The sequence below is a fragment of the Pseudomonas syringae pv. tomato str. DC3000 genome, from assembly GCF_000007805.1.
Taxonomy (GTDB): Bacteria; Pseudomonadota; Gammaproteobacteria; order Pseudomonadales; family Pseudomonadaceae; genus Aquipseudomonas; species Aquipseudomonas avellanae.
Genome location: NC_004578.1, coordinates 5,626,046 through 5,636,779, shown reverse-complemented (window position 1 = coordinate 5,636,779; position 10,734 = coordinate 5,626,046). Strand labels below are relative to the sequence as shown.

The window sequence follows — 10,734 nt, the reverse complement described above, 5'->3', positions numbered from 1 at the left end:
TAAAAGGATGATCATTTTTTACGGAAGGTATCGTTCGGCTCCATCTGATCGCCTTGCGGGGCAGTCAGGACTTCTCGCTTGCCGTTGAGATGGTCCAACTTGAACGTGGTGTAATCGGCATTGCTGCTGAGCCAATAGCCAGGTTTGGACAGGGTTTTACCTTTCGCCAGATCTGCCCATTCCTGGTCGGTCAGCTCACACGTCTGGCCTGTCGCCAGCGTCAGGCGTCTATCTCGAATTTCCAGACTGGAAAAGCGAAAGGCCCAGCCATCCCCCAGGCCCGCTTCGTTGCCACGTAATGCGGAATAGTGCAAGGTAAGATCAATATCCGGGCCTTGACCATTCAATCCAGTCAGGTTTGCGATGGGGTAATGAGCATGAAACAATCCGGTGCGAGGGTCAACACCGTTGTCAACCTCGCCGCTCACATCAAACACTTCCGAGCGAAAAGTCGAACCATAATCTTCACACAATGGACTTGTTGGCGCTGAGCTGTCTTCAATTTCTTTTGCGGGTAAACGTACCGCCTGTGAGTCAATGGTGTTGCCCTTTTGGTCCAGTCTCAGCACATGAGCAACTGTCAGATCCTCAATGCTTTGAGGTATATCCAGATACAGAAAACAAGCTGCTTGATTACTTGCAAGTGCCTCATGTCTGTTTGTTTTTCTGGTGATAAACCTGTCTGTATCAGGCGCGCTTGATAGGTTCTTGAAGTTACAGCAGTCGATAATACTGATTCCAATTTTTTTGGCTTCGTCAGTCAGTTTGAATAATTGAGTTGAACTCGCTTTTTTTGCGTAGATTGCCAGGCAGTTATTTGGTAAAAGGGTGTGGCTAACGCGTGTTGGGTATCGGCGTGTGTTAGGACTATTAAAGTGTATCGTGGGTCGGTAATGGATGCCTTGAGGATACAAGGAGAAAAGTTGTTTTATAGGATTTACATCAATGAACGTTTCCTCATATTTTTTTGAAATGGCAAGGAGCTTTTCATCGTCGAGCAGGCTGCTTAGCGTGGGGTTTTTGTCGCTTTTGCAGGCCTCGAATAACGCGACAGGAAAGCTTCGCGCTTTAGCATAGGCTGGGTTGTTATTACGGTCGAAAAAGCTAAAAACCCATTCCGTGTTTTTGAGTTTTTGTTCTACGTACTCTATGGTTTCCCGGTCAAGGACTTTCGAATAAGAATAGAGATCGGCGTCTGTAATGGAGGCGGCAAGCATGTACGCTACAAAAATTCTTGATTTATATTTTTCGATTAAGAATATTGTAAGATTCTTTTGGCTGGTTGCATCTTCATCTTCATCTTCATCTTCATCTTCATCTTCATCTTCATATTCATATTCATCCACGGATGCAGCCACGGCTGCAGGGGGCGAAACACAAACCAGCCCCGTAAAACCGGGTGCTGACATCCTGACCTGCAATGTCCCCTCCACTTGCCAGACGACTCCGTACGTTGCGGCGGGATCTGACAAGGTCGATGCCTTGACCTTTGCTTCTCCAATCCGTACATAAATATCCACTGGTGAAGCTTTAAGCGAAGAGGCCCATGTCATCAGCCATTGTGACTTCTTGCGCTCTTTTTCATCAGTAGGTTTGTAGATGTGCTCAGCGATCAAGGTATTGGAATACTCATCCCAGACTTGGGTGCGTAACTCCTCACCGTCGTTCAGATCGCGTGAAGGCGTTACTTCCAGGCGGGTGGTCCAGATGGTTGGCGTCAGTGTGACCGCAATGTCCGATACCTGCGGTATCCACAGTGCGTTACCCGATGCCGCGGCGGAAATTTTACCGTCGGCATTCTGTGTACCTGTTTTGGTAAAGCGGCAATCACGATTGAATTGGCTCATCAAATCCATCTGCCAGTCAACCGTGTTCAACCGCTTTGGATCAGGCGTAAAGATGAAGTGTTCGTGCAGCGCCTGAGTACTGATGTCTCTGACCTCTAGCCTTAGCTGGGTATCTGCCTGAAGGGGGTGGTCAGGCAGTGCGAGCCCTTCGACCCAGTTGTTTTTCACGGCGGCCGTGGTGAATGCACGGTAAGCGTTACTGTAATGCCAAAGTCGCGGTTGGCCATCGGACGTTGAAAAAACTCCAGAAGTGTCCATATGACCAGCCTTCAGTTTACTGCCTTTCTTGTTGATCTCATGTGCAAACGCAATGGGCCATGTCGCCTTGCCTTTGTTTGCAGCGGTCGCTATAAACTCGATGGTCTCCACCAATGAGCCGTCTACAAGGCGAACCAGCCAGGCGAAAAGTTTTTCGCCGATATCAAGATCACGATCTGCGCGTATCAAGCTGGGGCTTGTCCACCCGTGAGCAGCCGCACTTGCGCCGTCCGGGTCAAAGCCTGTCATATCCGGCAGCGTGTCGTTGGGCTGGTTCGTGAGTGTGTTGACTGGCTTGGGCGGGGTGTTAAAAGGCTGTGCATCAGTGCCGGTTTTTGGAGCAGCGTCGGTTGCCGGAGGCGCTTTGATTTCCTGATAAATACCGGTTTTCGGATCAAAGACACTCGCCGCCAGTTTGCCGTAATCGGCTTTTAATGCGCGTCTGGAAAATTCCCGATCGTTGATTGCGTAGACGTTGATCATCGAAACCGAGACTTCGGTGTCGCCAGGCTTCTCGATGATGATCAGTTTGTCAGTCTTGAAATCAATTTGTTTGACGATACCGGACACAGAGTCACTCTTGCCATATTGGAGCTGTAAGCCCAGCGAGGAGGCCCGAGTCTTTTCGTCGAGTTCGTGTGTCTCGAAATAAGTAGCGTATTCGGCATCGAGATATTTTTTGATTTCCACTTCACGCCGTGCATTGATGTCAGCGATCAGTAATTGGGTGTCTTCGGTTTCTTTTTTTGAAATATCCATAGTAGCGCTACCCGCCCTTTATTCATGCTAAATTTATATAAGGTTCGTAGGTATGATCATCGCCACTGCACGAACACTGACTCGGTCAAGCTACTCCCAGAAATGGCGCCTGTGACCTGTCATTTTTGTCAGGTGCTGATTCCCCTGAAGCGGAGTACGCTGAACATTTTTAAAGTCACTCCGTAATGAATCGCTGAATGTCCGCTTGCCATTGTCGTAAGTCGACGCTTGTGCTCACAGGACATCTCTGCCCCCAATGCCATATGGGCACATTTCACGGGGCAGCGTTGGGCAAAGGGTTCCTTTATGGCGCATGGGGGCTCGTCAAGTCAGTTGCAGAATTTTCAGACCTGATCAATCCGTTTGATGCGCTCTCCAATGCTGCTGTGTCGGCATGGAGCGCAGAAGTATTGCCGGGTGGCAGTTGGCTCGATTCCTTTATCGAACAATATTCCGCTGCTCAGCACCGTGAGCTGGCAGAAGCGCTGGGTTTTGATCCCGCTACGATCAGCCGCGAAAAGATGGCGCATGCCTACGAAGTCGCGAGTTATGTCTTTCAGGACAATGAAAGCCAGCTTGCTCTGGGGCATTTCGCCAGAGAGTACGTCAAGATTCAAAATCACGAATCCATTCTGCACTTTACCGGAGGAATGGTTTTCGAGATCGTGCTCGCCGCGCTGCTAGTCTACTTGACCGGTGGAGTGGGGCTGGCAGCACGGGTCACCGCTGCCAGCACACGTTTAACTCCAACGCTCAAGCGGCTTGGCGAAGTGCTGGAAAAGCTGGGGCGTGATCTCAAGATTGCGCGTGTTCACGCAGAAGGCCATGCTAATGAGTGACTCAAAAAAGAATATCAGTTATGCGGAGTACGCTTCTCTGAATGACGGGAAGGTATCCAGATTTAAGTACTTATATATGGTGCTCGATAGCGAGAATATTCATGACGATTTTAAGTGCATTCTTTTTGGTTTGTTTAATCCGACTATTTTCTTTCTGAATGAAGGCTATTTCATTGAAGAGAATTTCACGCAGGATCGCTACGATCAAACGGTAGCGCAAGGTCTTGCACCATTAGAGATTCCTGTCTGGTTGAATATGATCGAGATTACCAGTTTGCTCGGTGATGTCGGTTATGACGAAGCCGCCGAGCTTGGTGCGTTAATTCGAGACTGTTGGAATACAAAGCTGAATCGACAGTTTCCTGACTCGTGTTTCGAAGCAAGGCTTGTGCTGGAGGATGACCTGGATGAGGTGTGGGTTACGTTGTGTAAGCAATAACTCGGCCTTCTTTACGCTGGCGTCATGTCTCTGACCGTTGGCAAGGTGCGCTGGGGGCGTTCCTTTTATATCTATCATTGGCAGGTTCATCGGTATTGTGTTGCTCATGCTGAGGCGTTGTGTGCATTTGATCGGGTTGCCTCGTATGACCTCATGAGGGATTGTCGTCTGGTTCGTCAGGTTTTTATGAGCAGCGTGTCGTTGGTCCGTTCAGCTTGCAAAGTGTCGGAAGCTGCCTAATCTCATAGGTACACAGGCCAATGTGTGCCCATAGAACATAAGGGAATATGATCATGAGTCTAGAACACGGTGCCATATTTTACATGGACGTCAATTATTCAGGCGAAGGCTATGCGTATGAAGAATCGGTTATTCAAAATAACCTTCCGCCAGCGCTGAATGACAGGTTTCGTTCGGTGGACATAAAGCCCCGTTCCAAAGTTTATGCATGGAGGCACTACGGGGACGGTTTCGATCAGTATTATGATTTTGATGTTTCTCAGCCTGATATTCAAAGTGTGGGCGGTGTGTCTACGATCCTGGTCGCCCCTAAAGACTCAGCGTTGTTTGCGATAAGGCTTGTAGGTCAGGCCGGTGATGACAGGAAATATCATGCATTTGTCAGGACTTTTACCATTACGAATCCTAAAGAAATAGAATCAGGCTCAGGCTATGAAATCGTTGGACTGATTCCCATCGATGGGAGGGATTATGTGACGGATATAATCATCTTTGATGCCGGTGATATACCTGTTCTTCATGGTGCTGTTTATGTACGTTATGATGCAAGCAAAAAAACACTTCTCAGTACGATCTACAGTGAGCTTTTTCCCATAGGGGAACTCGAGTTTAATAAGGTGTCGGATTACCAGTTTGACCTGAAGATCATTTCCATTCCGGGTGTGCTCGGTGCACGGTCGGTAGATTTTAAGATGCTAAAAGAGCAGCTGTCTTAAGCAGTAATATCTGTCAGTCTTTGTGCTGGGGGCTTGTAGGTTGTTTCTGAATAGACTTTAAAGCGGGTCGCGCGTTCTTGAATTTGAAATTCTATGGTTTACATTCGCTATGATTTCATCTGCAGGTAGAACGAATGAGCGTTTTGGAGAGGTATCTGGATTTTTTTCAAACATTGATAGCCTGTTTCGCTGGCGTCATTTTCGGTATTTTCCTCTACTTCGGGCTGATGACCTTGCTGGACGGTGCTCTGCGTTGGGAGCACTCCCTGTATGCATCCATTGTGGGTGCGGTCATTGGTGTTTTTTCTCTGAGGCTTATGCCGTGGGCCGTTCATTTGGCAGGGTTGGCAGGAATGGTTCTGGGCGTGTTATTGGCGCTCGTGCTCGCAGGGTATGTCTGGCCCGAGATGCCCTATGAGCACATTCCAGGTTATTTCCTGATCGCCGGGTTGGCAGGCATGCTCTGCGCAGGGCTTTTGGTTTACCGGGTGCTCAAGGTCCGACCCAATCAACAAATGTGAACCAATCATCACCCGCACCCACATTCCCGGTTTACCCGCCCGTTGCCGCATCACATAATCGCGCTGAATCCTCTCTGGGAGACGGCCTTGCCAAGCGCAGCCCTTTCATCGTCAGTTTTGCTGGTGCAGATATCCGATAGCCACCTGTTTGCCGAGGCGGACGGGGCATTGCTGGGTATGAGCACCCGCGACAGTCTGGAAAAAGTCGTTGATCAGGTGCTGGCCGAGCAGCCGCACATCGATCTTGTGGTCGCCAGCGGCGATATCTCGCAGGATGGCAGCGTCGAGTCTTACGAAGCGTTTCGTCGGATAAGCGGGCGGATCGATGCGCCAGCGCGCTGGTTTGCCGGCAATCATGATGAATTGCCGCAGATGGAGCACGTCGCTCAGGGTGAGGGGCTGCTTGATCCGGTTGTAGACATCGGCCGGTGGCGGGTGACGTTGCTGGATTCGGCGGTGCCTGGCTCGGTACCGGGTTTTCTGGCAGATGGGCAGTTGCAGTTGCTGGAACGGTCGTTGAGCGAGGCGCCAGACCGGCATCATCTGGTTTGCCTGCATCATCATCCGGTGGCCATTGGCTGTGAATGGATGGCGCCCATTGGTCTTCGTAATGCTGATGCGTTGTTTGCGGTGCTGGACCAGTTTGTGCAGGTAAAGGCCGTGCTCTGGGGGCATGTGCATCAGGAGTTCGACCAGGTGCGTAACGGCGTGCGCCTGTTGGCATCGCCTTCGACCTGCATTCAGTTCGCGCCGGGCAGTGTGGATTTCAAGGTGGACACGTTGGCGCCTGGCTATCGCTGGTTGCGACTGCATGATGACGGACGGCTGGAAACCGGTGTTTCCAGAGTGGTCGGCATGGTCTTTGAAGCGGATTACGGCGGCACCGGTTACTGAATCAGGCGACGAAGTATTTCCAGTGAGGTGTTGTAGCGTAAGTCCCTGTAAACTACACGGCTTTGCCTTGCACTCAGGAGCGACAGCGTGACCAGTGACACACCTGCCTTGCTGTACATCCACGGCCTGAACAGCTCGGCCCAGTCGAAAAAAGCCTGTCAGCTGATTGCGCTGATGAAATCGCTGGGGCTGGCTGATCGCCTGCAAGTACCTGAACTGCATCACCATCCGCGTCAGGCCATGCTGCAACTCGAGTCCGCTATCGGGGCGTTGGGCAGGCCATTACTGGTCGGCAGCTCCCTCGGCGGCTACTATGCGACTCACCTGGCGCAGCGCCACGGCCTCAAGGCGGTGCTGATCAACCCGGCGGTCAACCCGCATCAATTGTTCGACGGGTTTCTCGGCATGCAGCAAAACCTGTACACCGGCGAGCAGTGGCAGTTGACCGAGGACCATATTAAGGCGCTGGCCGAGCTGGAAGTCCCGGCCCCGCAAGACCCACAGCAGTTTCAGGTGTGGTTGCAGACCGGTGACGAAACCCTTGATTATCGGCGTGCCGAGAAGTTTTACCGCGCCTGTGCCCTGCGTATTCAGGCGGGTGGCGACCACAGCTTTCAGGGGTTTGCCGAGCGGTTGCCTGCGCTGCTGAGCTTCGCCGGTTTTGCGCCCGACCTGCTGCAAGGGATCGACCTGTCGGTGCTATAAGCGGTTGATGCAAGCGGTTGATGCCCGTTCACACGAATGCAAGAACATTGAATCCCCGAAATTTCATGAAAGATTGATAACGAGAACCCATGGCCAATCCCAGCGCTAGCTCTTATAACGCAGACGCCATCGAAGTCCTCTCGGGCCTCGATCCGGTTCGCAAACGTCCGGGCATGTACACCGACACCTCGCGCCCCAATCACCTGGCGCAGGAAGTCATCGACAATAGCGTCGACGAAGCCCTGGCCGGTCATGCGCGCTCGGTGCAGGTCATCCTGCACGCCGACAACTCTCTGGAAGTGTCCGACGACGGTCGCGGCATGCCGGTGGACATCCACCCGGAAGAGGGCGTGTCCGGCGTCGAGCTGATCCTTACCAAGCTGCACGCGGGTGGCAAATTCTCCAACAAGAATTACCAGTTTTCCGGCGGCCTGCACGGCGTGGGGATTTCCGTGGTCAACGCGCTTTCCACTCAGGTCCGGGTGCGGGTCAAGCGTGATGGCAACGAATACGAAATGACCTTCGCCGACGGCTACAAGGCCACCGAGCTGGCTGTCATTGGCACAGTCGGCAAGCGCAACACCGGCACCAGCGTTTATTTCGCGCCTGATCCGAAGTATTTCGATACGCCCAAGTTTTCGGTCAGCCGCCTCAAGCACGTGCTCAAGGCCAAAGCCGTGCTGTGCCCTGGCCTGCTGGTCAGTTTTGAAGACAAGTCCAGCGGCGAGAAAATCGAGTGGCATTATGAGGACGGCCTGCGCTCTTACTTGCAGGATTCGGTCACCGAGTTCCTGCGCCTGCCCGACGAGCCGTTCTGCGGCAGTTTTGCCGGTAACAAGGAGGCGGTCGATTGGGCGCTGCTGTGGTTGCCCGAGGGGGGCGACAGTGTTCAGGAAAGCTACGTCAACCTGATCCCGACCGCGCAGGGCGGCACCCACGTCAATGGCTTGCGCCAGGGCTTGCTGGATGCCATGCGCGAGTTCTGCGAGTTCCGCAACCTGCTGCCGCGCGGCGTAAAGCTTGCGCCGGAAGACGTCTGGGAGCGCATCGCTTTTGTGCTGTCGATGAAGATGCAGGAGCCGCAGTTCTCCGGCCAGACCAAAGAGCGTTTGTCGTCCCGTGAAGCGGCGGCGTTTGTCTCGGGTGTGGTCAAGGATGCGTTCAGCCTGTGGCTCAACACCCATTCCGAGCTTGGCCTGCAGCTGGCCGATCTGGCGATCAACAACGCCGGGCGTCGTCTCAAGGCCAGCAAGAAAGTCGAACGCAAGCGCATCACCCAAGGCCCTGCGTTGCCGGGCAAACTGGCTGATTGTGCCGGGCAGGATCCAGCGCGCTCCGAGCTGTTTCTGGTCGAAGGTGACTCCGCCGGTGGTTCGGCCAAGCAGGCACGCGACAAGGAGTTTCAGGCCATCCTGCCGTTGCGCGGCAAAATTCTGAACACCTGGGAAGTGGATGGCGGCGAAGTGCTCGCCAGCCAGGAAGTGCACAACATCGCTGTCGCCATCGGTGTTGATCCAGGCGCAGCGGACATCAGCCAGTTGCGCTACGGCAAGATCTGTATCCTCGCCGACGCCGACTCGGACGGTCTGCACATTGCCACGCTGCTGTGTGCGTTGTTCGTCCAGCACTTCCGCCCGTTGGTCGATGCCGGCCATGTGTATGTCGCCATGCCGCCGCTGTACCGGATCGACCTGGGCAAGGAAATCTACTACGCGCTGGATGAAGCCGAACGTGATGGGATTCTTGACCGTCTGGTAGCCGAAAAGAAACGCGGCAAGCCGCAGGTCACCCGATTCAAAGGGCTGGGTGAAATGAACCCGCCGCAGTTGCGCGAAACCACCATGGACCCGAACACGCGGCGTCTGGTCCAGCTCACGCTGGATGACTATGCCGCGACGTCGGAAATGATGGACATGCTGCTGGCCAAGAAGCGCGCCGGTGATCGCAAGTCCTGGCTTGAGTCGAAGGGCAACCTTGCTGAGGTCCTGACTTGATGCGAGCCTGGCTCGCCGCTTTGGCTTTTGCTGTTCAGGCTCTCATCATTGCGCCGGTTTTCGCCGTGCCGCTGGAAGTCCTGAAACTGCAATCCGAGCATCCGGTGGACGGCATGGTCGGCGGTAATCTGTCCGGGCTTGCCCTGTGCAACGGCCGGCTGTGGACGGTTTCCGACCGCGACGACAACCTGCTGTACAGCCTCGATGTGTCGGAAAACACCTGGAAAGCCGAGCCACAGCGCATCGATGCGCCGACACCTGATAGCTACCTGCCGTTGAAGCTGCGTTCACTGGCGGGCCTGTCTTCGGTAGTGCGCGGCGGTAATCTTGATTTCGAAGGCGTCAGTTGTGACGCTGCGGGCAATCGGTATCTGGTCAGCGAAGCCTATGGCACCGTCCTCAAGGTGCCGGTCAGCGGCGCGCCTTCATGGCTGCCACTGCCCAAGGAATTGATCGAGCAGGCCCGCGCGCGAGGCATGCTGCAACACTTCAACGCGATTTTCGAAGGAGTCGCGGTGAACGCCGCTGGCGACCGCATCTGGCTGGCTGCCGAACGCGAAAAGCGCGGTTTGCTGGTGGTCAGGCGTGATCAGGATCAGTGGACCTGCGGACAAAGCTGCGTGCTGCTGTCCGAGTCGGGTCAGGAGCAACTGCCGCCCGAACAGGGCAGCAAAAAGGTTTCCACGGATTTTTCCGATCTGTCGCTGTACAACGGCAAGCTGTTCACGCTGGAGCGCGCGGTGTATCGCATCTGCCGGCGTGACCTTGAGACCGGGCAGATCGAACGCTGCTGGTCGTTTGCCAAGGAAGCGATGGTGCCGTCGCGTCGTTACGATCAGCCTTACGGTCTGACCGAGGCGTTGGTGGTGGATGAAAGCGGAGCTTGGGTCGGCATCGACAATAACTTCGGTGCCCGCGCCGATGGCGAGAAACGCCCGATTGTCTGGCGCTTTGCTGCACCGAAAGCGGGCTGGAGTGACGGTCAGTGAGTCAGTCAGAAAATCATCCGCAACCCGGCAAGCGCGCTGGCAAGGTCTTGATGATCGTGGCCTGGGCGGCGGGACTGTTTTTGGCGACCCGTTTTTTCGGCGGCTGGGAAGACAAACAGCAAAACCCTAACGCCGTGGTGTCTTCGCAACACGGTGACGGCTACATAGAAGTGCAACTGGTCGGTAATCGCCAGGGGCATTTTGTCAGTACCGGACAGATCAACGGCCGGACAGTGGAATTTATGATCGACACCGGGGCGACCGACGTCGCCATACCCGGTGACATGGCCGACAGCCTCGGTTTGAAGCGCGGCCTGCCGGTCACGGTCAGCACCGCCAATGGCAACAGCCAGGGCTTTAGAACCACGCTGGACCGCCTGCAACTGGGCGATATCGTTCTGCACAACGTGCGTGCCCTGGTAGCGCCTGGTCTGGAAGGTGAACAGGTACTGCTGGGCATGAGCGCATTGAAACAACTCGAATTCACACAGCGCGGCGGCAACTTGCTGCTGCGCCAGTCAACGAAATAAAGA

General features: G+C 54.2%; 10 protein-coding genes. 9 read left to right on the top strand and 1 reads right to left on the bottom strand.

Features of this window, described 5'->3' with window-relative positions:
* Positions 1–11: 11 nt before the first annotated feature.
* Positions 12–2,864 (bottom strand): hypothetical protein, encoded by a 2,853-nt coding sequence (locus tag PSPTO_RS25700; RefSeq protein WP_011105252.1) that lies wholly within the window; start codon positions 2,862–2,864, stop codon positions 12–14.
* Between the two features lie 287 nt (positions 2,865–3,151).
* Between PSPTO_RS25700 and PSPTO_RS30425 the strand changes: the two genes are divergently transcribed.
* The 9 genes from PSPTO_RS30425 (at position 3,152) to PSPTO_RS25655 (ending at position 10,731) form a co-directional block, all read left to right on the top strand.
* A complete protein-coding gene (locus PSPTO_RS30425; protein WP_226992663.1) occupies positions 3,152–3,703 on the top strand; it encodes a hypothetical protein in 552 nt (183 codons plus the stop codon).
* Positions 3,696–4,142 carry a hypothetical protein gene (locus PSPTO_RS25690; protein ID WP_046463652.1) on the top strand — a complete coding sequence of 149 codons (447 nt, stop codon included), beginning with the start codon at positions 3,696–3,698 and terminating at the stop codon, positions 4,140–4,142. The genes PSPTO_RS30425 and PSPTO_RS25690 overlap by 8 nt, the downstream gene beginning before the upstream one ends.
* Positions 4,143–4,435: 293 nt before the next feature.
* Complete coding sequence (locus PSPTO_RS25685) at positions 4,436–5,098, top strand: beta/gamma crystallin domain-containing protein (protein WP_011105250.1); 663 nt, start codon at positions 4,436–4,438, stop codon at positions 5,096–5,098.
* A 134-nt stretch (positions 5,099–5,232) separates the two neighbouring features.
* On the top strand, positions 5,233–5,619 hold the full coding sequence (locus PSPTO_RS25680; protein ID WP_005762987.1) for a hypothetical protein: 387 nt from the start codon (positions 5,233–5,235) through the stop codon (positions 5,617–5,619).
* Between the two features lie 87 nt (positions 5,620–5,706).
* Positions 5,707–6,513, top strand: a complete 807-nt coding sequence (cpdA, locus tag PSPTO_RS25675) for a 3',5'-cyclic-AMP phosphodiesterase (RefSeq protein ID WP_080946587.1) — start codon at positions 5,707–5,709, stop codon at positions 6,511–6,513.
* Between the two features lie 87 nt (positions 6,514–6,600).
* Positions 6,601–7,218, top strand: coding sequence for a YqiA/YcfP family alpha/beta fold hydrolase (locus PSPTO_RS25670; protein WP_011105248.1), 618 nt, complete (start codon positions 6,601–6,603; stop codon positions 7,216–7,218).
* Between the two features lie 89 nt (positions 7,219–7,307).
* Positions 7,308–9,212, top strand: coding sequence for a DNA topoisomerase IV subunit B (gene parE, locus PSPTO_RS25665; RefSeq protein ID WP_003377107.1), 1,905 nt, complete (start codon positions 7,308–7,310; stop codon positions 9,210–9,212).
* Positions 9,212–10,201 (top strand): esterase-like activity of phytase family protein, encoded by a 990-nt coding sequence (locus PSPTO_RS25660; RefSeq protein ID WP_046463655.1) that lies wholly within the window; start codon positions 9,212–9,214, stop codon positions 10,199–10,201. The genes parE and PSPTO_RS25660 overlap by 1 nt, the downstream gene beginning before the upstream one ends.
* A complete protein-coding gene (locus PSPTO_RS25655) occupies positions 10,198–10,731 on the top strand; it encodes a retropepsin-like aspartic protease family protein (protein ID WP_011105246.1) in 534 nt (177 codons plus the stop codon). The genes PSPTO_RS25660 and PSPTO_RS25655 overlap by 4 nt, the downstream gene beginning before the upstream one ends.
* Positions 10,732–10,734 lie beyond the last annotated feature (3 nt).

Bases quoted from the DNA above. Each gene is read 5' to 3' on its own strand.
- PSPTO_RS25700 (WP_011105252.1), bottom strand. From the start codon at position 2,864: ATGGATATTTCAAAAAAAGAAACCGAAGACACCCAATTACTGATCGCT.
- PSPTO_RS25690 (WP_046463652.1), top strand. From the start codon at position 3,696: ATGAGTGACTCAAAAAAGAATATCAGTTATGCGGAGTACGCTTCTCTG.
- PSPTO_RS25685 (WP_011105250.1), top strand. From the start codon at position 4,436: ATGAGTCTAGAACACGGTGCCATATTTTACATGGACGTCAATTATTCA.
- PSPTO_RS25680 (WP_005762987.1), top strand. From the start codon at position 5,233: ATGAGCGTTTTGGAGAGGTATCTGGATTTTTTTCAAACATTGATAGCC.
- parE (WP_003377107.1), top strand. From the start codon at position 7,308: ATGGCCAATCCCAGCGCTAGCTCTTATAACGCAGACGCCATCGAAGTC.
- PSPTO_RS25660 (WP_046463655.1), top strand. From the start codon at position 9,212: ATGCGAGCCTGGCTCGCCGCTTTGGCTTTTGCTGTTCAGGCTCTCATC.